We start from the raw sequence: 21,359 nt of genomic DNA on the forward strand, positions 1-21,359 counted from the left end.
AAAGGCCCGCTTCCTTGACTCAGCGTCTGTTCGTCACCGGGCTCTCCGGTTTCGTAGGCAAGCATCTTCAAGCTTATCTGGCAGCGGCCCACACGCCGTGGGCGCTCCTTCCCGTACCGCATCGTTACGATCTGCTGGAGCCGGATTCGCTGGGCGACCTCTGGCCGGAGCTGCCGGATGCGGTCATCCACCTGGCCGGGCAGACCTATGTGCCGGAGGCCTTCCGCGATCCTGCGCGGCCCCTGCAGATCAACCTCCTTGGCACCCTGAACCTGCTCCAGGCGCTTAAGGCGCGGGGTTTCTCCGGTACCTTCCTGTACATCAGCTCCGGCGACGTCTACGGCCAGGTGGCCGAGGCGGCGTTGCCGATCCACGAGGAACTCATCCCCCACCCGCGCAATCCCTATGCGGTCAGCAAGCTGGCGGCCGAGTCGCTGTGCCTGCAGTGGGGTATCACCGAAGGCTGGCGGGTGCTGGTGGCGCGGCCGTTCAACCATATCGGGCCGGGGCAGAAGGACAGCTTCGTGATCGCCAGCGCCGCGCGGCAGATCGCCCGGATGAAGCAAGGCTTGCAGGCCAATCGGCTGGAAGTGGGGGACATCGACGTCAGCCGTGATTTCCTCGATGTCCAGGACGTGCTGTCAGCCTATCTGCGCCTGCTCTCCCACGGCGAGGCGGGCGCCGTCTATAACGTCTGTTCCGGGCAGGAGCAGAAGATTCGCGAGCTGATCGAACTGCTGGCGGACATCGCCCAGGTCGAGCTGGAAATCGTTCAGGACCCTGCCCGGATGCGCCGGGCGGAACAGCGTCGGGTTCGCGGCAGCCATGCGCGACTGCATGACGCCACGGGCTGGAAGCCTGAAATAACCATAAAACAGTCCCTGCGGGCGATCCTGTCCGACTGGGAGTCACGGGTACGAGAAGAATGACAAGAAGTGCACTGGTAACTGGGATCACCGGTCAGGACGGAGCGTACCTGGCCAAGCTGCTGCTGGAGAAGGGCTACCGGGTCCACGGCCTGGTGGCGCGGCGCAGCAGCGACACGCGCTGGCGCCTGCGTGAACTGGGGATCGAAGGCGATATCCAGTACGAGGACGGCGACATGGCCGATGCCTGTTCGGTGCAGCGCGCGGTGATCAAGGCGCAGCCGCAGGAGGTCTACAACCTGGCGGCACAGAGCTTCGTCGGGGCTTCCTGGAACCAGCCGGTGACCACCGGCGTCGTCGACGGCCTGGGCGTGACCCACCTGCTCGAGGCGATCCGCCAGTTCAGCCCGGAAACGCGCTTCTACCAGGCCTCCACCAGCGAGATGTTCGGCCTGATCCAGGCCGAGCGCCAGGACGAGAACACGCCGTTCTACCCGCGCAGCCCCTACGGCGTGGCCAAGCTCTATGGCCACTGGATCACCGTCAACTATCGCGAGAGCTTCGGCCTGCACGCCTCCAGCGGCATCCTGTTCAACCACGAATCGCCGCTGCGCGGCATCGAGTTCGTCACGCGCAAGGTTACCGACGCGGTGGCCCGCATCAAGCTCGACAAGCAGCAGGAATTGCGCCTGGGCAACGTCGACGCCAAGCGCGACTGGGGCTTTGCCGGGGACTACGTCGAAGCCATGTGGCTGATGTTGCAGCAGGACAAGGCCGACGACTACGTGGTGGCCACCGGTGTCACTACCACCGTGCGCGACATGTGCCAGATCGCTTTCGAGCATGTGGGCCTGGACTACCGCGACTTCCTCAAGATCGACCCGGCGTTCTTCCGGCCCGCTGAGGTCGACGTGCTGCTGGGTAATCCGGCCAAGGCCCAGCGTGTGCTCGGCTGGAAGCCCAGGACCAGCCTGGACGAGCTGATCCGGATGATGGTCGAGGCGGACCTGCGACGCGTTTCCCGGGAGTAAGCCATGCTGATTCCCGTGGTGCTTTCCGGCGGCGCCGGTACCCGCCTGTGGCCGGTGTCGCGTGAAGGACAGCCGAAGCCGTTCATGCGCCTGCCCGATGGCCAGACCCTGCTGGGCAAGACCTACCGACGTGCCGCCGGGCTCCTGGCCGGGCATGGCGAAATCGTCACGGTGACCAACCGCGAGCATTACTTCCAGAGCAAGGACCAGTTCCACGCGGCCCGCCTGGGGCGGCACCGGGGACATTTCATCCTCGAACCGACCGGGCGCAACACCGCTCCGGCGATTGCCGTCGCCGCCCTGGCGCTGCAAGCCGAACATGGCGACGCGGCGGTACTGGTGGTGATGCCGGCGGATCACCTGATCCGCAACGAGGAGGCCTTCCGCGAGGCGGTGGGGCATGCCGCGCGTCTCGCCGTCGCCGGGCACCTGGTTACCTTCGGCGTGGTACCGGACGCAGCGGAAACCGGTTTCGGCTATATCGAGCTGGGCGACCGGCTGGACGAACAGGGGGCGGCCAAGGTGCGCCGCTTCGTCGAGAAACCCGATGAGGAAACCGCCCGTCGCTACGTGGAAAGTGGCGGTTTCCTGTGGAACTCCGGGATGTTCTGTTTCACGGCCTCGACCCTGGTCGACGAGCTGGCGCAGCATGCCCCGGCCCTGCTGGAGCAGGCCAGGGCCTGCCTGGCCGCCAGTGCGGCGGTGAAGATGGCCGATGGCATCCAGCATGAGCTGGCGGGCGAAGCCTTCGCCGCGCTGCCGGACATTTCCATCGACTATGCGCTGATGGAGCGCTCCGCGCGGGTCGCCGTGGTGCCGGCGGCTTTCGACTGGAGCGATATCGGTTCCTGGGGCGCGATGAGCGCGCTGCTCGACGCGGACGCAGAGGGCAATCGCGGCAGCGGCGACACCCTGTTCGTCGACACCCGCAACACCTTCGTGCAGAGCGACGGGCGCCTGGTCGCCACGGTCGGGGTCGACGACCTGGTCGTGGTGGATACTTCCGATGCGCTGCTGATCGCCCGCGCCGACCGGGTCCAGGAGGTGCGCAGGGTGGTGCAGCGGTTGAAGGACGAGCGGCACGAGGCCTATCGGCTGCATCGGACCGTCAACCGTCCCTGGGGCAGCTATACCGTCCTCGAGGAGGGGCCGCGCTTCAAGATCAAGCGAATCGTGGTCAGGCCGGGAGAGCGCTTGTCGCTGCAGATGCACCATCACCGCAGCGAGCACTGGATCGTGGTGCAAGGCATGGCCAGGGTCACCAATGGCGATGGCGCGCGGCTGGTCAACAGCAACGAGTCGACCTACATTCCCGCGGGCCACCGGCATCGCCTGGAAAACCCGGGGGTCATCGACCTGGTGATGATCGAGGTGCAGAGCGGCGAATACCTGGGAGAGGACGACATCGTCCGCTTCGAGGACCAGTACGGCAGGGTGGTCTGATGCTTCTTGGCTTGTCTCGTTCCTTGTGGGGCTATCGTGGCTTCGTTCTCGGCAGCGTCAAGCGCGAGTTCCAGTCGCGCTACCGCGGGTCGCTGTTCGGCGCGTTGTGGACGGTGCTCAATCCGCTGTCGATGATCGTCGTCTACACGGTGATCTTCTCCCAGGTGATGCGCGCGCGCCTGCCGGGGGTCGACGACGGCCTGGCCTACAGCGTCTATCTCTGCGCCGGGCTGCTGACCTGGGGCCTGTTCGCGGAAATCACCTCGCGCAGCCAGAGCATGTTCATCGAGAACGCCAACCTGCTGAAGAAGATCAGCTTCCCGCGCATCTGCCTGCCGGTCATCGTACTGCTCAACGCCGGGGTCAATTTCGCCATCATCCTCGCCTTGTTCCTCGGCTTTCTTGCCCTCAGCGGGCGCCTGCCGGGCGCGGCATTGCTCGCGCTGGTGCCGCTGCTGGCGATCCAGGTGCTGTTCGCGGCGGGACTGGGGATGATCCTCGGGGTGCTCAACGTGTTCTTCCGCGACGTCGGCCAGTTGTTCGGCATCTGCCTGCAGTTCTGGTTCTGGCTGACGCCGATCGTCTATCCGATCGGCATCCTGCCCGAGGGTATCCGCTCGCTGATCGAACTCAACCCGATGACCGCGCTGATGCGCAGCTACCAGCAGCTGTTCCTCCACGGGCAATGGCCGGACTGGCCTTCATTGCTGCCGATCACCCTGCTGGCGCTGCTGCTGTGCGCGCTCGGCCTGCGTCTGTTCCGCCAGCGGGTCGGCGAAATGGTGGATGAACTCTGATGGGACAGATACGCGTATCCGGCCTCGGCAAGGCCTACAAGCAGTATCCCAATCGCTGGAGCCGGTTGTTCGAATGGCTGGTGCCTTTCAGCCCTCCGCGCCACCACCTGCACTGGATCCTGCGCGAGGTCGAGTTCACCATCGAGCCGGGCGAAGCGGTCGGCATCGTCGGGGTCAACGGCGCCGGCAAGAGCACCCTGCTGAAGATGATCGCCGGCACCACCCAGCCGACCTGCGGCGAGATCCGCGTGGCCGGCCGGGTCGCCGCGCTGCTCGAGCTGGGCATGGGCTTCCACCCGGACTTCACCGGCCGGCAGAACGTCTTCATGGCCGGGCAACTGCTGGGCATGCAGGTCGAGGAAATCCAGGCGCTGATGCCGGAGATCGAGGCCTTCGCCGAAATCGGCGAGGCCATCGAGCAACCGGTGCGCACCTACTCCAGCGGCATGCAGATGCGCCTGGCGTTCAGCGTTGCGACTGCCCGGCGGCCGGACATCCTGATCGTCGACGAGGCCCTGTCGGTCGGCGATGCCTATTTCCAGCACAAGAGCTTCGAGCGCATCCGCAGTTTCCGCAAGGCCGGCACCACCCTGCTGATCGTTTCCCACGACCGCTCGGCGATCCAGTCCATCTGCGACTCCGCGATCCTCCTGGAGCAGGGACGGATGGCCATGCGCGGGCGGCCGGAAGAGGTGATGGACTACTACAACGCCCTGCTCGCCGAGCGCGAGGGGCAGACCGTGCGCCAGGAAATGCTCGCCGACGGCCAGGTGCGGACGATTTCCGGCACCGGCGAGGCAGCGATCCTCGACGTACGGATGGTCGACCAGCGGCAGCGCGCGCTGGAGGTGGTCGAGGTAGGCCAGGCGGTGACGCTGGAAGTCGAGGTCGAGGTTCGCCAGGACATCGAGCGGCTGATCCTCGGCTTCATGATCAAGGACCGCCTCGGCCAGCCGATGTACGGGATCAATACCCACCGCCTGGACAAGGCCCTCACCGACCTGAAGGCCGGCGAGCGCATCACCTACCGCTTCGCCTTCGACATGCGCCTGGGCAAGGGGCACTACTCGGTGGCGCTGAGCCTGTCGCGGCTGGACTCGCACCTGGACCGCAACTTCGAATGGCGCGACTACGGCCTGGTCTTCCATGTCATCAACAACCGCCAGGAAGACTTCGTCGGTTGCTCCTGGCTGGGCGCCGAAACCCATATCAGCCGCTCCGGCGAGGCGGCTCTGGACCCCACTTCCGCGGAGAGCACTCCATGAGGCGTCTGTTGGTCGAATGCACCTATGTGTTCGAGCATCCCAAGGTCAATTCCGGTATTCAGCGGGTGGTGCGCAACGTCATCCGCGAGTTGCCGGAAGCCGACGAGACGGTGGAGTGCATCCCGGTGGCAATGCTCGACGGCACCCTGTACCAGGTCCACAGCCTGGCGCCGCTGGACCCACGGCCGCATTCGCCGCTGGTACGCCTGCGCATCCTGGTGGAGCGAGCCGCCAACTACTTCTGGCTGGGCCAGCGCACCCTGGAAAAGCGCCGCCCGTTCCGTTCCTCGCCGTGGGCCCGGCGCCTTCTCTATGTAGCCTGCCGCCTGTTCGCCTTCGCCTTCCTCAGCATTCCGCTGCGCCTGCTCGACCGCATCCTCGGCAAGCAGCAGCCTGCACCCGTGCGCGCGACCCCGCTCGAACATCGGGCCGGCGACCAACTGGTCTTGCTGGACTCCTCCTGGCACGCCGATTTCTTCCCGCTGGCGGAACGCCTCAAGAGCGAGGGTGTGGGCATCGTCTCGGTGATCTACGATCTGATTCCCCTGACCCATCCGCAATTCTGCGATGCCGGCCTGGTCAAGGTGTTCAACCACTGGTTCGACTGGGTCGCGGCCACCGCCGACGGCTACGTCGCGATTTCCGAGACCATCCGCGACGAAGTGCGCGCGGAGATGCTGCGGCGCATCGGCCCGGAGAAGGTCGCGCAACGCTGGTTCGATTATTTCCACCTGGGTTCGGAGCTGGACCTGGTGGAGGACGGCGCCTCCGTCGAGCCCGACCTGCTGCGCATGTTCAAGGCCAAGGCGCCGGTATTCCTGATGGTCAGCACCATCGAGCCGCGGAAGAACCACGGTTACCTGCTGGATGCCTTCGAGCGCGCCTGGGCCCAGGGTTCGCAGGTGCGGTTGTGCATCGCCGGACGCATCGGCTGGAAGTGCGAGGCGCTGGTGGAACGGGTGCGGCAGCATCCGGAGCTGAACAAGCGCCTGTTCATGTTCAACGACCTCTCCGACAAGAGCCTGGAGTACGCATACTCCCATGCCGCATCGCTGGTCTTCCCGTCCTATGTGGAAGGTTTCGGCCTGCCGCTGGTGGAGGCCATGCAGCGCGGCCTGCCGGCGATGGGCAGCGACATCCCGGTGTTCCGCGAGATCGGCGGCGAATTCATGGCCTACTTCGACCTCGCCGATCCGCAGACCCTGGCGAACCTGGTCACCCGCTTCGAAGCCACGGGCGAGTTCCCGGCCGAGCGACCGGTCGGCGAATGGCGCTGGATCGGCTGGCACGAAGCGAGTCGGCAACTGATCGCGCGGATCCTGCTCGCCCTCGGCAAGGCCCCGACGCATGGCGAGGCAGTACATGCGGATTGCGGTTAACGCGCGGATTCTCCAGGCGCCGCGGACCGGCATCGGACATTACCTGGTCGAGTTGCTGGGCGCGTTGCAGGCGCACGCGGACTTCGAGTTTTCCCTGTTCCATGGCTGGGGCTGGAGCGGCGACCTGCCGGCGGCGGCGCTGCCCGGCTATTCGCGTCTGTCGCCCTGGCTGCGCAACCTGCCCGGAGCCTACCGGGCACGACGCTGGCTGGAGCAGCGGCGTTTCGATAGCGGTCGGCCGCCGGTCGATCTCTACCATGAGCCCAGTCTCTGGCCGCTGGACTTCGACGGGCCGATGTTGATGACCCTGCACGACCTGACCCACCTGCATTATCCGGCGACGCAACCCGCCGCCCGCTTGCGCGAAATAGAACGCCGGCTGGCGCGCGGGATGGAAAAGGCGCGGTTGATCCTGACCGACTCGCAGGCGATCGCCGACGAGGCGCAGGCGTATTTCGGCCTGCCGCGCGAGCGCTTCGTGGTGGCGCCCCTCGGCCATGCCGCGCGGTTCCGTCCGCGGGACCGGGAGTCCCTGCGCGAGCCCTTGCGCGCGCATGGCCTGGTGCCGCGCGGGTATTTCCTCTGCGTAGGAACCCTCGAACCGCGCAAGAACCTGTCGCTGGCCCTGCGCGCCCATGGGCAACTGCCGGCGGCGGTCCGCCAGCGTTTTCCGCTGATGATCGTCGGCATGCCGGGATGGGAAAGTCGCTCGCTTGACGACGAACTGCGCCAGGCGCTGGCTTCGGGGACGGTGCGGCTGCTCGGCTACCTGCCGGACGAGCGGGTCGCCGAGTTGATGTCGGGCGCTCGGGCGCTGGTCTTCCCCTCGATCTACGAAGGCTTCGGCCTGCCTGTGCTGGAAGCCATGGCCAGCGGCACGCCGGTATTGCTCACGCGACTCTCCGCAATGCCGGAGGTGGCCGGCGAGGCGGGCAGCTATATTGACCCGGATGATGCCAATGGGCTATCTGACATGCTGGTCCGCATGACCGAGGATACCGTCTACTGGGAGTGCTGCCGGGAAGCCGGCCTGCGACGGGCGGAGCAGTTTTCCTGGAAGCGTTGCGCGAATCTCACCGCTGCAGCCTATCGTCGTGCCGTGGAGGGCTGAATGCGGGTACTGCACTTCTACAAGACCTACCTGAGCGAGACGGTAGGCGGGATCGAACAGGTGATCTTCCAGCTTTGCGAGAGCAGCGGGTCGTGGGGGATCGACAACCACGTCCTGACCCTGAGCAGCGACCCGCATCCGCCTGTCGTGCCCTTCGGCGGACATGTGGTGCATCGCGCCAGGCTCGACCTGCAGCTCGCCTCCACCGGTTTTTCCCTGAGCGTGTTCAAGCAGTTCCGCGAGCTGGCGGCGGAGGCGGACGTGGTCAACTACCACTTCCCCTGGCCGTTCATGGACCTGGTGCATTTCCTCACCGGTATGAACAAGCCGAGCGTGGTCACCTACCATTCGGACATCATCCGCCAGCGCGTCCTGTTGAAACTGTACCGGCCGCTTATGGGGCGCTTCCTTCATAGCGTCGATCGGATCGCGGTGGCGTCGCCCAACTACTTCAGCACCAGCGACGTGCTCCGCCAGTACCGGGAAAAGACCCGGGTGATCACCTACGGCCTGGACAAGGCTTGCTACCCGAAGCCTGCGGCACAGCGTCTGGAGCACTGGCGAGAGAAACTCGGGCCGCGGTTCTTCCTGTTCGTCGGGGTGATGCGCTACTACAAGGGCCTGCATATCCTGCTGGATGCGTTGCAGGGCACCGATTACCCGGTGGTGATCGTCGGTGCCGGGCCGTTGCAGGCCGAGCTGTATGCCCAGGCCGCGGCGCTGGGGTTGCGCAACGTGCACTTCCTCGGGCGGGTGGACGACGAGGACAAGGTCGCCCTGCTGCAACTCAGCTACGCCATGGTCTTTCCGTCGCACCTGCGTTCCGAGGCGTTCGGCATCTCCCTGCTGGAGGGCGCGATGTACGGCAAGCCGATGATCTCCAGCGAGATCGGCACCGGCACCAGCTACATCAATATCCATGGCGAGACCGGCCTGGTCGTGCCGCCCAGCCAGCCGGCCGCGTTTCGCCAAGCGATGCGCTGGCTCTGGGAGCATCCGCAGCAGGCGGAGGATATGGGCAGGAACGCGGAGGCCCGCTATCGGCAACTGTTCACCGCCGAAGAGATGGGGCGTCGCTGGAGCGAGCTGTACCGTGAACTGCTGGAGGAAAAGGCTTCTTCCAGATACGTGAAGGCCGCTCGGTAAGGAGCGGCCTACGGTACAGTTCAGGCTGGGCCGAACCGGGGCGTTACAGTATCGCTTAGCGCCAGAACGGCTTGTTCAGCTCGGCGTAGCGCTGGGCTTCGCTGATGCCGGCGTCGGCGAGCAGGCGGGAGTCCAGGCGGGCCAGCTGGCGACGGCTCTGGATGCGGCGCTGCCACAGTTTCATGGTGCCCAGCAGGCTGCTGCTGCGGCGGTTGGAGCGAGCGATGTCGAAAGTGTTGGAACCGAGGGTACGTTCCATGATGTGTCGATCCTTCCCACTTGTGGTGGGTAGTCAGGTTGCTAGTGATTAACTGAGCAATATGATCTGACTAACAGGTCAACAAGAATAGGAACAGTTGCGGAGAATTGCGTTGGATCACCGGGGTGTGTTTCCGAACTGTATGGGTTGTTTCGGTGCGTAACTGTACCGCTCTGCACCGTCATGGTGCGTTACCGAAAGAAACAACGAAGTGTTACAGCAGGAAAAGCGGAAGGGCCGGGTCGGCGTGTTGCGATGGCGGCAAGAGAAAAGGCCGCCGAAATATGTTTTTACGTGGTTTTTTCTGCCCTGTCCAGACGCCCGGAAGAATTAATCGTCCGGGCGCTGGAAATAGTTGCGGATGAAACGGTTCAGCCTCAGCCGGCCAGCATGTGTCCACGTTCTTCCAGGTTCAGGTGCCAGGCCAGCGCCTCGCGCAACAGATGCGGCGTGTGGCCGCCTTTCGCGCAAGCCGCCTCGAAGTAGTCCAGCAGCGGTGCCTGGTAGGACGGGTGGACACAGTTCTCGATGATCACCCGGGCCCGTTCGCGAGGCGCCAGGCCGCGCAGGTCGGCGAGGCCCTGCTCGGTGACGAGGATGTCGACGTCGTGCTCGGTGTGGTCGACGTGGCTGACCATCGGCACCACGCTGGAAATGTTGCCGCCCTTGGCGATCGACTTGGTGACGAAGATCGCCAGGTGCGCGTTGCGGGCGAAGTCGCCGGAGCCGCCGATGCCGTTCATCATCTTGGTGCCGCCGACGTGGGTCGAGTTGACGTTGCCGTAGATGTCGAACTCCAGCGCCGTATTGATGCCGATGATGCCCAGGCGACGGACCACCTCGGGGTGGTTGGAGATTTCCTGCGGGCGCAGCACCAGCTTGTCCTTGTAGCGCTCCAGGTTACCGAACACGTCGGCGTTGCGCCGCGGCGACAGGGTGATCGAGCTGCCCGAGGCGAAGCGCAGCTTGCCGGCGTCGATCAGGTCGAAGGTCGAGTCCTGCAGCACTTCGGAGTACATGGTCAGGTTCTCGAACGGCGACTCGATGAGGCCGCACATCACCGCGTTGGCGATGCTGCCGATACCGGCCTGCAGCGGGCCGAGGCTGTTGCTCATGCGCCCGGCGTCGACCTCGCGCTTGAAGAAATCGATCAGGTGGTTGGCGATGGCCTGGGTCTCGCCGTCCGGCGGCAGCACGGTGGATGGCGAGTCCGGCTGGTCGTTGATGACGATGGCGACGATCTTCTCCGGCGGGATCGGGATCGCCGTGCTGCCGATGCGGTCGTCGACGCGGGTCAGCGGGATCGGCGTGCGGGTCGGCCGGTAGGTTGGGATATAGATGTCGTGCAGGCCTTCCAGGTTGGTGCTGTGGGCCAGGTTGATCTCGACGATGACCTGCTTGGCGAAGATCGCGAAGCTCGCCGAGTTGCCCACCGAGGTGGTCGGCACGATGTGGCCCTGCTCGGTGATCGCGGCGGCTTCGATGACGGCGATGTCCGGCAGCTTCAGCTGGTGGTTGCGCAACTGCTCGACGGTTTCCGAGAGATGCTGGTCGATGAACATCACTTCGCCGGCGTTGATCGCCTTGCGCAGGGTGCTGTCGACCTGGAACGGCATGCGCCGGGCGAGCACGCCGGCCTCGGTGAGCTGCTTGTCGAGGTCGTTGCCGAGGCTGGCGCCGGTCATCAGGCTGATACGCAGCGGACGTTCCTTGGCGCGCATGGCCAGCGCCTGGGGTACGGCCTTGGCCTCGCCGGCGCGGGTGAAACCGCTCATGCCGACGGTCATGCCGTCCTGGATCAGGTCGGCGGCTTCGGCCGCACTCATCACCTTGTCGAGCAGGGAGGGCAGGCGCACGCGATCACGGTACATGGAACGAACCTCAGACGACGAATTATTAGAGGCCGCCAGTCTAGGGTTTCCGCGATTTTTCGCCTTTATACCAAGGTCGAAGCGCCATTCAGCGGGCTTATGGGCGGATTGCCAGGACCACCACGCCCGCTGTCACCAGGGCTACGCCGAGCCATTGGCGCAGGTCCAGGCGTTCGCCGAGGAGGGCCACGCCGAGCAGTGCCACCAGCACCACGCTGAACTTGTCCAGCGGCGCCACCAGCGACGCCGGGCCGAGCTTGAGGGCGCGGAAATAGCAGATCCAGGAGGCACCGGTGGCCAGCCCGGAGAGCACCAGGAACAGCCAGCTGCGCGGCGGGATGCTGCCCGGGGCCTGGAACTTGCCCAGGACCGCGAGGATGCTGCCGAGGGTGACGAGGATCACCAGGGTGCGAATGAAGGTGGCGAAGTCCGAATCGACCCGGTCGAGGCCGATCTTGGCGAAGATCGCGGTCAGCGCGGCGAACAGCGCCGAAAGCAGTGCCCAGAAGGCCCAGGATGCCAGCATGTCGTCCTCCTCCGGGCCTTCTCCACGGGCTGCGCCGCTACAGGGCTTCCAGCTTGGCGTAGCCGAGCATCAGCCACTTGCTGCCTTCGCTCTCGAAGTTCACCTGCACCCGGGCCTGGGCGCCGGCGCCTTCGAAGTTGAGGATAGTCCCTTCGCCGAACAGCGCGTGGCGCACCCGCTGGCCGAGGGAGAAGGGCGTCTCCGGCACCCCGGCGCCGCTGAACAGGCTGCCGCCGGCGTTGCGCGAAGTGCCGCCGTAGGGGCGGCTGACGGTATTGGACAGGCGCACTTCCTGGATCAGCGACGGCGGGATCTCGCGGATGAAGCGCGAAACCTTGTTGTAGGTCTCGCTGCCATAGAGCCGGCGGGTCTCCGCGTAGGTCAGGACCAGTCGCTGCATGGCGCGGGTGACGCCGACGTAGGCCAGGCGGCGTTCCTCTTCCAGGCGGCCGGATTCCTCCAGGCTCATCTTGTGCGGGAACAGCCCTTCCTCCATGCCGACCAGGAACACCAGCGGGAACTCCAGGCCCTTGGCGCTGTGCAGGGTCATCAGCTGGACACTGTCCTCGTGGGCGTCGGCCTGGGTTTCCCCGGCCTCCAGGGAGGCGTGGCTGAGGAAGGCCTGCAGCGGGGTGAGGTCTTCCTCTTCCTCGCTGTTCTCGAAGGCGCGGGCGGCGCTGACCAGTTCCTCGAGGTTCTCCACCCGGGCCTGGCCTTTCTCGCCTTTTTCTTCCTTGTGGTAGCTGATCAGTCCGGACTGCTCGATCACCGTCTGGGTCATCAGGTGCAGCGGCATGTCCATGACCTTCGCCGAAAGATTCTCGATCAGCTCGACGAAGCCGGTCAGGGCGCTGGCGGCGCGGCCGGGCAGGACCTTGTTGGCGATCATCAGGCGAATCGCCTCCCACATCGACACATCGTTGCCGCGGGCGAATTCGCGGATGCTCTCCACGGTCTTCTCGCCGATGCCGCGTGCCGGCACGTTGACCACCCGTTCCAGCGCCGCGTCGTTGCCGCGGCCGTCGAGCAGGCGCAGGTAGGCCATGGCGTTCTTGATTTCGGCACGCTCGAAGAAGCGCTGGCCGCCGTAGATGCGGTAGGGAATCTTCTCCCGCAGCAGGGCTTCCTCCAGCACCCGCGACTGGGCGTTGGAGCGGTAGAGGATGGCGATCTCGCTGCGCGCCAGGCCGCCTCTGAGCGCGCTCTCGATCGACTCGACCACGTAGCGCGCCTCGTCGTGCTCGTTGAACGCGGCGTACAGGCTCAGCGACTCGCCGTCCTCGCCGTCGGTCCACAACTCCTTGCCCAGGCGTCCCTGGTTGTTGGCGATCAGGGCGTTGGCGGCCTTGAGGATCGACGCGGTGGAACGGTAGTTCTGCTCCAGGCGGATCACCTCGGCGTCGGCGAAGTCGTCGCTGAACTGCTGGATGTTCTCGATCCGTGCGCCACGCCAGCCGTAGATCGACTGGTCGTCGTCGCCGACCACCATCAGGCTGTCGCCGCCCTTGGCGAGAATCCGCAGCCAGGCGTACTGCACGGCGTTGGTGTCCTGGAACTCGTCCACCAGGATATGGCGGAAGCGCCGCTGGTAGTGCTCGAGCACGCCGGGATGGTCGCGCCAGAGGTCCAGGGCGCGCAGCAGCAGCTCGGAGAAGTCGATCACCCCGGCGCGGGCGCAGGCCGCCTCGTAGGCTTCGTAGATCTTCAGCATGGTGGCGAGGAACAGGTCGCCGCCGGGCTGGATGTGTTGCGGCCGCAGGCCCTCGTCCTTCTGCCCGTTGATGAACCACTGGGCCTGGCGCGCCGGCCAGCGCTGCTCGTCGAGGCCGAGTTCGCGGATCACCCGCTTGACCAGGCGTTGCTGGTCGTCGCTGTCGAGGATCTGGAAGTTCTCGCTCAGCCCGGCCTCGCGCCAGTGCGCGCGCAGCAGGCGATGGGCGAGGCCGTGGAAGGTGCCGACCCACATGCCCGCCGGATTGATCCCGAGCAACTGCTCGATGCGGTGGCGCATCTCCGCCGCCGCCTTGTTGGTGAAGGTCACCGACAGGATGCTGTAGGGCGAGGCGTGCTCGACCTGGATCAGCCAGGCGATCCGGTGCACCAGCACGCGGGTCTTGCCCGAGCCGGCGCCGGCGAGGACCAGTTGGCGGCCCAGCGGCGCGGCCACGGCCTGGCGCTGCGGGTCGTTGAGGGAGTTCAGCAGGAGGGAGAGGTCGTCGTTCATCGCGGCATTCTACCGGGGCGGGGAAAAGCCGGGCAAACCGGGCCGCCATTCGGCGCAGGCCGGCGCAGCGTCGGGCCTGGCTGCGGAAAAATGCTCTATCCCGGCCTTGGGCAGCCTGCCCCTGCTCGGTTATGCTCCGGCCACTTCAAGGCAAACCACTACAAGAACAAGCGCCTATGACCGTCCATGTCGAGCCCTTGGCGCTGCCGGGCGGCAGCACCGATGTACTGCGGCTCTACGCCCGCGAAATTGCCATCGAGCGTACCCGGCTCCTTTATCTCGGCTCGCGCACGCCGACCCTGCTCATGCTGCTCGGCGGCGTGACCAGCGCCTGCCTGGTGTGGGGCAAGGTCAGCAGCTGGCTGCTCGGTGGCTGGCTGGTCTGGCTGGTGTTGCTCGCCGTCCTGCGCCTGCTGCAGGTCGCCGCCTTCCAGCAGGCCGACAGCCGTCGCCAGGCCAGCCGCCACTGGCGGCGGACCTTCCTGTGCGGCGCCGGCGCCTCGGGCCTGACCCTGGCGTTCGCGGTGATCATGCTGGTCCCGGCCGATGCCTTCCTCCAGCAGGTGCTGGTGTTCGGCCTGGTGGCGGCGGCGATCCTCTCCGCCAGCGTCGCCTATGCGGTGAGCCTGCCGGCCTTCCTCACCTTCGCCTTGCCGGGCCTGCTGCCATCCATCGTTTTCCTGCTGTTGCAGCCGCATAGCCTGTTGCAGGGCTGGGGCGTGCTCGGCCTGATCCTGCTGGTGGCGCTGCTGGTGGTCGCCGGGCAGATCCACCGGCTGGTGCAGGGCGCGCTGCTGCGACGCTTCCAGACCCAGGCGCTGAACCTGCACCTGGAGCGCGTCAACGCCGAGGCCGAAGCGCTCAATCGCAAGCTCGCCCAGGAGGTCGGCCAGCGACGCCTGGTCGAACGCGAGCTGCGCGCCGCCCGCGATGCCTTGCAGCGCCGGGTGGAGGCGCGCACCGAGGAGCTTGGCGCGACCAGCCAGGCGCTCAGCCAGAGCGAGGCGCGCCTGGCCATGGCCCTGGAGGCCAGTGAACTGGGGTTGTGGGACTGGAACCTGGAGAGCGGCCGGGTCCAGCATTCCTATCTCGAGGCGGTCTTCAGCGACGCCGGGGACGGTCCCGAGGACTATCGCAGGCTGATCGAAAGCATCCACCCCGGCGACCTGCCGCGTATCCGTCGCGCCCTCGCCGAACATCTCAAGGGGCGCAGCGAGCTGTACCGGGTGGAGTACCGCGTGCGCGACCGGGAGGGCGGCTGGCGCTGGCTGGAGGATCGTGGCCGGGCCATGGCTCGCGACCCGCGGGGACGGGTGACGCGGATGCTCGGCACGCGCAGCGACATCAGCGCGCGCAAGCGCCTGGAAGAGCAGCAGCAACTGGCCGCGACAGTGTTCGAGGCGGCCAGCGAGAGCATCGTGATCCTCGATCCGGCCTACAACCTGCTGGCGGTCAACCAGGCCTTCAGTCGCATCACCGGCTATCGCCGCGAGGACGTGGTCGGGCGCAACGCCAGCCTGCTGGTGAATACCCCCGAGGCCCAGCGCCACTACCGGCAGATCCGCGCCGAGCTGCGCCAGCACGGGCAGTGGCAGGGCGAACTGGTGGATACGCGGAAGAATGGCGATCCCTATCCCCAATGGCTGCAGCTCAACCTGCTGCGCGATGGCAATGGCGAGGCGACCCACATCGTCGGTTTCTTCACCGATCTCAGTGCCCGCCGCGACGTCGAGGAGCGCCTGCGTCACCTGCTGCACTACGACGAACTGACCGGCCTGGCCAACCGCCGGTTGTTCCGCGAGCGGCTGCACGAGGCGGCCCAGCGGGCGCGCCAGGAGGAGGGCGGGCTGGCCCTGCTGCTGATCGACCTGGACCGCTTCAAGCTGCTCAACGACAGCCTCGGCCACGAGGTCGCCGACCAGTTGCTCAGGGAGATGGCCCAGCGCCTGCGGCGCACCGCGCCGGAAGCCAACACCCTGGCGCGTCTGGCCGGCGACGAGTTCGCCATCCTCCTCGATGGCGGCACCGGCGCCGCGGCCCTGTCGCGCCTGGCCGAACGCCTGCTGGTCCAGTTGCGCCAGCCGGTGAGCGTGCTCGGCCACGAGCTGATCCTCGGCGCCTCGCTGGGGATCAGCCTGTTTTCCGAGCAGGCGCGGGAAATCTCCGTGCTCATGAGCCAGGCGAACCTGGCGATGCAACATGCCAAGCAACTCGGCGGCAACACCTTCCAGTTCTTCCGCGACAACCTGCAGGACAGCACCCTCGAACGCCTGCGCCTGGAAACCCGGTTGCGCAAGGCGGTCGAGGAGGGCCAGCTGGACGTGCATTACCAGCCCAAGCTGTGCCTGGCCAGCGGCCGCCCGGACTCGGTCGAGGCGCTGGTGCGCTGGCACCATCCGGAGGAGGGCATGATCCCGCCGTCGACCTTCATCGGCCTGGCCGAGGAGTGCGGGTTGATCGGCGAGATCGGCGAATTCGTCCTGCGCCGGGCCTGCCTGCAGGCCGCCGAGTGGAGCCAGCGGGGCCTGAACCTGCGGGTCTCGGTGAACCTCTCGGTCCACCAGTTGCGCCAGGGCGACCTGCTCGACGTAGTGCGCTCGGCGCTGGCCGACAGCGGCCTGCCGGCGGTGCAACTGGAGCTGGAGTTGACCGAAAGTCAGTGGCTGGACGCCCTCGACAGTGTCCTGGCGACCTTCCGCCAGTTGCGCGAGATGGGGGTGAAGCTGTCGGTCGACGACTTCGGCACCGGCTATTCCTCGCTCAGCTACCTGAAGCGCCTGCCGCTGGACTACCTGAAGATCGACCAGTCGTTCGTCCGCGACCTGACCCAGAACAGCGAGGATGCGGCGATCATCCGGGCGATCATCGCCATGGCCCACAGCCTCGACCTGAAGGTGGTCGCCGAAGGCGTGGAAACCATCGAGCAGCGGGACTTCCTGGTGGCCCAGCGTTGCGACGAGCTGCAGGGCTACCTGATCGGCCGGCCGTTGCCGGCCCATGCCCTGGAGGAAGGTTTGCGCCAGGCTCGTTGAACGCGATCCGGCGGAGTATGCTGTAGCACTTTCGACTCCCACGAATTAAGGACGATTCATGCGCTCGAAGCCGCTTCTTCCTGCCCTCCTGCTGGTGGGCGCCGGTCTCTCCCCGCTGGCCCAGGCCAGCAGCGACGACTCCTGCTATCCCGATTGGTCGCTGGTCGGCGGCGGTGTCTGCGATACCTTGCCGTTCCTCGCCCCGGGCAACGACACCCGCGCCAACCTGCGCCTGCTGCTGGCCGACGCCGGCCACTGGCGGCTGGTGGAGGCGCCGCCGTCGGAGGAAGAGAAGCTCGAAGGCTACGGTCTGGTGCCGTTCGGCCTGTTCCGCCTGCTGCCCGGCGACGGCAGCCAGCCGCCTGCGCCGGCGGTGAGCGAGGCGGAGACACCGCCGCCTGCGCCAGCGCCCTCGCCGCTCGCCGAACTGGCCCGGCAGATGGGCGCCGCAGCGCTACCGGAAAAGATCGCCGGCGCCGAATTCTTCGAGGGCGAGGGCAGCCGCTGCCGCAGCAACGACCAGGACAGCGCGCTGGCGTTTCTTCGCCAGGTGCGTGACGCCGGGCTGGGCGAGGCGGAGACCAAGGCACTGGCCAACAGCCGCCTGGAGCTGCTCGGTGCCTGCGGCTGGGAACAAGAGGAACTGGGCGGTGTGCTCGCGCAAGGCGTCGAGTCGGCCGCAGGCAAGGCCTTCGCCACGTACCTGGAGGCTGCGGCCAACTTCTACAGCGGCCGCTTCGACGAAGCCGAACAGGGCTTCAAGGCGTTGCAGGACGTGTCGCAGCCTTGGCTGAAGGAAACCGCCCTGTACCTGCAGGCGCGCACCCTGCTCAACGCCGCCCAGCAGAACGCCTTCGACGACATGGGCTTCCCCGAGCTGCAGAACGTCGACAAGGCTCGCCTGGAACAGACCCGCAGCGCCCTCGAGGCCTACCTGCAGGCGTATCCGAAGGGGCTCTACGCCGCCTCGGCCAAGGGCTTGCAGCGGCGCGTGCACTGGCTGGCCGGCGACCAGAAGCTGCTGGCCCAGGACTATGCCACGCAATTCGCCGAAGCCGAGCAAGGGCAGCGCAACATGGCCCTGGAAGACCTGGTCCAGGAGGTCGACAACAAGCTCCTGACCGGTATCCAGCTCGGCGACATCCAGACTCCGCTGCTGCTGGCGGTGGCCGACCTGGTGCAGATGCGCGCCCACGATCCGTCGACCCCGCGCAGCTTCACCTGGGAAACACTGCAGGCCCAACAGGCCAGCTTCGCCGCGCATCCCGAACTGTTCGCCTACCTGCAGGCGGCCTATCGCTTCTATGTCGACCAGGACCCGGCGAAGACCCTCGAAGCGCTGCCGCAAAAGGTCGGCAGCCTCGACTACGTCGGCTTCAGCCAGCAGACCCTGCGTGGGCTGGCGCTGGAGCAACAGAAGGACTGGAAAGCCGCCGAGGCGCTCTGGCTGGAACTGTTGCCGCAGGCCGCGCAGCCGTACCAGAAGGGCCAGTTGCAGTTGGCCCTGGCGCTCAACTACGAGCGCAGCGGCCAGTTGGAAAAGGTCTTCGCCGAAGGTTCGCCGGTCCAGGAGCCGCTGCTGCGCAGCATCCTCCTGCGCAACGTCGCCGACGCCGCGCTGTTGCGCCGCCAGGCCAAGCAGGGGGCGACGGCGGAAGAGCGCGACAGCGCGCTGTTCACTCTCCTTTACAAGGACCTGCGCCGCAGCCGCTTCGCCGACTTCGGCAAGGACTTCGCGCTGCTCGGCGAAACCCCCTCGCAGACCAAGCTGGGCACCAGCCTCGGCTATGTCTACGGCGCCGGCAACAGCCTGGAGCTGTTCCGCTGGACGGGCGACAAGGCCGAGTCCGGCTACGTTTGCCCGGCCATCGCCGAGTCGGCCGCGGCGCTGGCCGCCGATGACAAGGACCCGAAGGGCCTGAACTGCCTGGGCGAATTCATCCTGCGCAACGGTCTCGACGGCATGCCGCTGGACAGCCAGCCCGAGGCCAACGAGCTGGGCGGCACCCCGAGCGGCTTCAAGGGCGCGGTGTACTCCCGGCTGGATGGCTATCGCCTGGTCATGGACAACCCCAAGGCACCGCGCGAAGACAAGGCCTACGCGCTGTTCCGCGCGATCAACTGCTTCGCCCCGGCCGGCTACAACACCTGCGGCCAGCAGGACATCCCGCAGGCCGAGCGCAAGCAATGGTTCCGTACGCTCAAGTCGACCTACGCCGACAGCTCCTGGGCCAAGGAACTGAAGTACTACTGGTGAGGCGCTGGCGAGCCTGGCTGGCGGGCCTGTTGCTGGGCCTGCCGCTGTTGCCGTCCGTCGAGGCCGCGGTGCGCGCCGAGGACTACGGCGCTTTCTGGCTGTGGAGCGGCGTCGCGCCGCAGCCGGTGCTGGCGCGGGCCGAGACGCTGTACATCCTGCAGGGACAGATCAGCCAGTCGCGCCGGCGCCCCGGCGAGGGCGTGCGGCTGATCGCCCAGGGCATCTCGGTGCCGCGCCTGGCGCGGGGTGAGGTCTGGGTGGTGTACCGCGCCCATACCCTGCGCTGGACGCCGCAGATCTACCAGGCCGTGCTGAACCAGGTGCAGCGCTGGAAGCGTGCCGGCAACCCGGTGGTCGGCATCCAGATCGACTTCGATGCGCGTACCCGCTACCTCGACGAGTACGTCGATTTCCTCCGCGACCTGCGCCGGCGCCTGCCCCGCGAATACCGCTTGAGCATCACCGGGCTGCTCGACTGGGGCAGCAACGCCGAGCCGGCGGCGATCAACCGGCTCAAGGGCGTGGTCGACGAAGTGGTGGTGCAGACCTACCAGGGGCGCCACAGCATTCCCAACCACGCCGCCTACCTCCCGCGGGTCAGCCGCCTGCAACTGCCGTACCGGATCGGCCTGGTCCAGGGCGGCGACTGGCAAGCCCCCGACTACCTGGAAAAGAGCCCCTGGTTCAGGGGCTACGTGGTGTTCCTGCTCAACCCTCAGTGAGCGCAGCCGCAAGCGCCCTTGCCGGCACACCCGCCGCTGCGTTCGGCCTGCGGCTGGCGGGTGTCCTGGCCGGGCTGGAGATCGCGCATCAGTAACGCGTAGCGCAGGTCCAGGCCTTCCGGCAGCGCCAGGTAGACCACGTGGCCATTGCCCGGCGCCACCTCGATGGCTTCGCCGGCGGCGTTGCGCAGGTCCTCCACGCGCAGGCTCAGGTTGCCTCGCGGAGTCATCAGTTCGACGCTGTCGCCGCGCTGGAAGCGGTTCTTCACCTCCACCTCGGCCAGTCCGTCGCGGCGTTCGCCGGTGAGTTCGCCGACGAACTGCTGGCGCTCGGACAGCGAATGGCCGTGCTGGTAGTTCTGGTACTCGTCGTGCACGTGGCGGCGCAGGAAGCCCTCGGTGTAGCCGCGGTGGGCGAGGGACTCCAGGGTGTCCATCAGACCGCGGTCGAACGGCTTGCCGGCCGCCGCGTCGTCGATCGCCTGGCGGTAGACCTGGGCGGTGCGCGCCACGTAGTAGTGGGACTTGGTACGGCCCTCGATCTTCAGCGAGTGCACGCCGATCCGCGCCAGCCGCTCGACGTGCTGCACGGCGCGGAGGTCCTTGGAATTCATGATGTAGGTGCCGTGTTCGTCCTCGAAGGCGGCCATCGGTTCGCCGGGACGGTTGCCTTCCTCGAGGAGGAATACCTGCTCGGTCGGCGCGCCGCGTCCCAGGGTCGGCTCCCGCGCCACCACGTTGCCCAGCTCGTCCTCGCGGCCCTCCACCGCCTTGTATTCCCAGCGGCAGGCATTGGTGCAGGTGCCCTGGTTGGGGTCGCGGCGGTTGATGTAGCCGGACAGCAGGCAGCGCCCGGAATAGGCCATGCACAAGGCGCCGTGGACGAACACTTCCAGCTCCATGTCCGGTACCTGCTGGCGGATTTCCTCGATCTCCTCCAGCGACAGCTCGCGGGAAAGAATCACCCGGGTCAGGCCCTGCTGCCGCCAGAATTGCACCGTGGCCCAGTTCACCGCGTTGGCCTGCACCGACAGGTGGATGGGCATCTGCGGGAAATGCTGGCGAACCAGCATGATCAGGCCGGGATCGGACATGATCAGCGCATCCGGACCCATGGCGACCACCGGCTCCAGGTCGCGCAGGAAGGTCTTCAGCTTGGCGTTGTGCGGGGCGATGTTGACCACCACGTAGAAGCGCTTGCCGAGCGCGTGGGCCTCGGCGATGCCTTCGGCCAGTTGGGCGTGGTCGAAATCGTTGTTGCGCACCCGCAGGCTGTAGCGCGGCTGCCCGGCGTAGACGGCATCGGCGCCGTAGGCGAAGGCATAGCGCATGCTTTTCAGGGTGCCGGCGGGGCACAGCAGTTCGGGGCGGAGGGCGGTGGCGGTCATGGTTCGGGCTCGCAACGACGTGGGCGCGCGACTCTAGCCGAG

The 21,359-nt window shown here is 66.7% G+C and carries 16 protein-coding genes; 11 read left to right on the forward strand and 5 right to left on the reverse strand.

From position 1 onward, the window contains the following. The first annotated feature begins 14 nt into the window (after positions 1 to 14). The 8 genes from rmd to wbpZ are packed head-to-tail and all read left to right on the forward strand — an operon-like array spanning position 15 to position 9,038. Positions 15 to 929: a GDP-6-deoxy-D-mannose reductase gene (gene rmd / locus AC4OR5_RS01945; RefSeq protein WP_058159817.1), complete on the forward strand. Its 915-nt coding sequence runs from the start codon at positions 15 to 17 to the stop codon at positions 927 to 929. Next, positions 926 to 1,897: a GDP-mannose 4,6-dehydratase gene (gene gmd / locus AC4OR5_RS01950; protein WP_058159815.1), complete on the forward strand. Its 972-nt coding sequence runs from the start codon at positions 926 to 928 to the stop codon at positions 1,895 to 1,897. The genes rmd and gmd overlap by 4 nt, the downstream gene beginning before the upstream one ends. A gap of 3 nt (positions 1,898 to 1,900) precedes the next feature. Then, positions 1,901 to 3,340: a mannose-1-phosphate guanylyltransferase/mannose-6-phosphate isomerase gene (locus AC4OR5_RS01955; RefSeq protein WP_003114106.1), complete on the forward strand. Its 1,440-nt coding sequence runs from the start codon at positions 1,901 to 1,903 to the stop codon at positions 3,338 to 3,340. Further along, positions 3,340 to 4,137 carry an ABC transporter permease gene (locus AC4OR5_RS01960; protein ID WP_003096887.1) on the forward strand — a complete coding sequence of 266 codons (798 nt, stop codon included), beginning with the start codon at positions 3,340 to 3,342 and terminating at the stop codon, positions 4,135 to 4,137. The genes AC4OR5_RS01955 and AC4OR5_RS01960 overlap by 1 nt, the downstream gene beginning before the upstream one ends. Then, entirely contained in the window at positions 4,137 to 5,402 is a 1,266-nt protein-coding gene (locus AC4OR5_RS01965; RefSeq protein ID WP_003142110.1) for an ABC transporter ATP-binding protein, read from the forward strand. The genes AC4OR5_RS01960 and AC4OR5_RS01965 overlap by 1 nt, the downstream gene beginning before the upstream one ends. Next, on the forward strand, positions 5,399 to 6,781 hold the full coding sequence (locus tag AC4OR5_RS01970; RefSeq protein WP_058159811.1) for a glycosyltransferase family 4 protein: 1,383 nt from the start codon (positions 5,399 to 5,401) through the stop codon (positions 6,779 to 6,781). Before AC4OR5_RS01965 ends, AC4OR5_RS01970 begins: the two co-directional genes overlap by 4 nt. After that, the gene (locus tag AC4OR5_RS01975) at positions 6,765 to 7,892 is read left to right on the forward strand and encodes a glycosyltransferase family 4 protein (RefSeq protein ID WP_003102573.1); all 1,128 of its coding nucleotides are present in this window, start codon (positions 6,765 to 6,767) and stop codon (positions 7,890 to 7,892) included. Before AC4OR5_RS01970 ends, AC4OR5_RS01975 begins: the two co-directional genes overlap by 17 nt. Beyond that, complete coding sequence (gene wbpZ / locus AC4OR5_RS01980) at positions 7,893 to 9,038, forward strand: D-rhamnosyltransferase WbpZ (RefSeq protein ID WP_003458263.1); 1,146 nt, start codon at positions 7,893 to 7,895, stop codon at positions 9,036 to 9,038. A gap of 55 nt (positions 9,039 to 9,093) precedes the next feature. On the opposite strand, the gene AC4OR5_RS01985 is transcribed toward wbpZ, so the two are convergent. The 4 genes from AC4OR5_RS01985 to uvrD form a co-directional block, all read right to left on the reverse strand. Next, a complete protein-coding gene (locus AC4OR5_RS01985; protein ID WP_003096877.1) occupies positions 9,094 to 9,297 on the reverse strand; it encodes a DUF1127 domain-containing protein in 204 nt (67 codons plus the stop codon). A 377-nt stretch (positions 9,298 to 9,674) separates the two neighbouring features. Beyond that, the gene (scpC, locus tag AC4OR5_RS01990) at positions 9,675 to 11,168 is read right to left on the reverse strand and encodes a succinyl-CoA:acetate CoA-transferase ScpC (RefSeq protein ID WP_003096875.1); all 1,494 of its coding nucleotides are present in this window, start codon (positions 11,166 to 11,168) and stop codon (positions 9,675 to 9,677) included. A 97-nt stretch (positions 11,169 to 11,265) separates the two neighbouring features. Further along, positions 11,266 to 11,694: an EamA family transporter gene (locus AC4OR5_RS01995; protein WP_058159809.1), complete on the reverse strand. Its 429-nt coding sequence runs from the start codon at positions 11,692 to 11,694 to the stop codon at positions 11,266 to 11,268. A 37-nt stretch (positions 11,695 to 11,731) separates the two neighbouring features. Beyond that, a complete protein-coding gene (gene uvrD / locus AC4OR5_RS02000) occupies positions 11,732 to 13,918 on the reverse strand; it encodes a DNA helicase II (RefSeq protein WP_003110348.1) in 2,187 nt (728 codons plus the stop codon). Between the two features lie 176 nt (positions 13,919 to 14,094). Here uvrD and AC4OR5_RS02005 point away from each other — a divergent pair, with 176 nt between their 5' ends. Genes AC4OR5_RS02005 through AC4OR5_RS02015 form a run of 3 tightly spaced genes read left to right on the forward strand, consistent with a single transcriptional unit; the run spans position 14,095 to position 19,929 of the window. Beyond that, positions 14,095 to 16,950, forward strand: a complete 2,856-nt coding sequence (locus tag AC4OR5_RS02005; protein WP_003110347.1) for a putative bifunctional diguanylate cyclase/phosphodiesterase — start codon at positions 14,095 to 14,097, stop codon at positions 16,948 to 16,950. Positions 16,951 to 17,008: 58 nt separating this feature from the next. Further along, positions 17,009 to 19,207, forward strand: coding sequence for a PA5441 family protein (locus AC4OR5_RS02010; protein WP_058159807.1), 2,199 nt, complete (start codon positions 17,009 to 17,011; stop codon positions 19,205 to 19,207). Further along, complete coding sequence (locus AC4OR5_RS02015) at positions 19,204 to 19,929, forward strand: DUF3142 domain-containing protein (RefSeq protein WP_003096864.1); 726 nt, start codon at positions 19,204 to 19,206, stop codon at positions 19,927 to 19,929. The genes AC4OR5_RS02010 and AC4OR5_RS02015 overlap by 4 nt, the downstream gene beginning before the upstream one ends. On the opposite strand, the gene trhP is transcribed toward AC4OR5_RS02015, so the two are convergent. After that, positions 19,923 to 21,317, reverse strand: a complete 1,395-nt coding sequence (gene trhP / locus AC4OR5_RS02020; RefSeq protein WP_043101488.1) for a prephenate-dependent tRNA uridine(34) hydroxylase TrhP — start codon at positions 21,315 to 21,317, stop codon at positions 19,923 to 19,925. The two genes, AC4OR5_RS02015 and trhP, sit on opposite strands and share 7 nt — an antisense overlap. Positions 21,318 to 21,359: the final 42 nt, after the last annotated feature.

Source organism: Pseudomonas sp. YA1 (assembly GCF_058680555.1).